The organism is Mycobacterium sp. GA-1199, from assembly GCF_001500045.1.
Classification (GTDB): domain Bacteria; phylum Actinomycetota; class Actinomycetes; order Mycobacteriales; family Mycobacteriaceae; genus Mycobacterium.
This window is the reverse complement of record NZ_LQIX01000043.1, coordinates 1-1,213: the sequence shown is the minus strand read 5'-3', so window position 1 is coordinate 1,213 and position 1,213 is coordinate 1. Positions and strand designations below refer to the sequence as shown.

Below are 1,213 nucleotides of genomic sequence, written 5' to 3'. Positions count from 1 at the left end.
GGCATTGTCAACCGGTGAGTGCAACGTTTAGGCGGCGGCTTGGTTGAGGAGTGCGGCTAACCGCTGGGCCGGTGTGTCGAGATCGAGGGTCGGTCTGGGCCGGCGGTTGAGGAGATCTTGTATGCGTTTGAGATCGGCCTTGGTGTAACCGCTTAGGTCGCTGCCTTTTTCGAACCAGAATCGCAGCAGTCGGTTGGTGTTCTCATTGGTTCCGCGCTGCCAGGGTGAGTGGGGGTTGCAGAAGTAGACCGGGGTGTTGAGCTGGAGCTGGATGTCACGCCACTTGGACATCTCGCTGCCGCGGTCCCAGGTGATCGACCGACGCAGATCCTCGGGCAACTCACTCATCGCCTTGATCATCGCCGTGGCTACCGTTTCGGCGGTGTGATCGCCGGGCAGGTGCAAGAGCATGGTGAACCGGGTGGACCGCTCGACCAGGGTCCCGACCGCACTCGTGCCCCCGGGCCCCAGTATCAGATCGCCTTCCCAGTGGCCGGGCACTGCGCGGTCGGTAGCCTCGGCCGGACGATCGCTGATTTTGAATTCCTCACCACTGCTGTAGACCCCGCGACGATTGTCGGTGCGGTCGCGTGGCTTGCGCTTGGCCCGCCGGGTAGACAGCCGTTGGTGCAAATCAGCGCGCAAACTACCCCTAGCCTGCACATACAGGCAGCGATAGATCGTCTCGTGGCTCACCCTCATCAGCTTGTCATCGGGGTAGTCGCGGGCCAATACATCGGCGATCAGCCCGGGACTCCAACCGATATCCATCCAGCCCTCAATCTGGGCGCACAACGGATTGTCTTTGAGCTTGAACGCCTTAGGCCGCCGCGCGCGTTCGGCTGCGCGGGCATGGGCCATCAAGGCGTGGTAATCCCCGTCGGGGTTCTTATTGCGAGCGATTTCGCGACTGACCGTCCAGCGGCCCCGACCGATTCGGCGCGCGATCTCGGCCTGGGTGAGGTGGGCATCAAGACCGCGCATGATCTTGACGCGTTCGTCCAAACTGAGGTCGGCGCCGAATCCACCCGGACGCAACAAATTCCCCGGATTAGCCAGCCCACCACTTCCGCGACCCTTACGTAGTGTCATCGCACCAGCATCGCGCCACCACAGCCACCCGGTGTTGTATGACACACCCGCACCCCGGGCGGCATCTCCAACAGTCGATCCCAGACACACACGATCAAAGAAATCTCGACGAACCGAAACT

The 1,213-nt window shown here is 62.1% G+C and carries 1 protein-coding gene; it reads right to left on the bottom strand.

Features of this window, described 5'->3' with window-relative positions; genetic code table 11:
- Nucleotides 1-27: 27 nt before the first annotated feature.
- On the bottom strand, nt 28-1,213 hold a 1,186-nt coding region (locus tag AU198_RS19575; protein WP_156431681.1), incomplete at its 5' end, for an IS30 family transposase.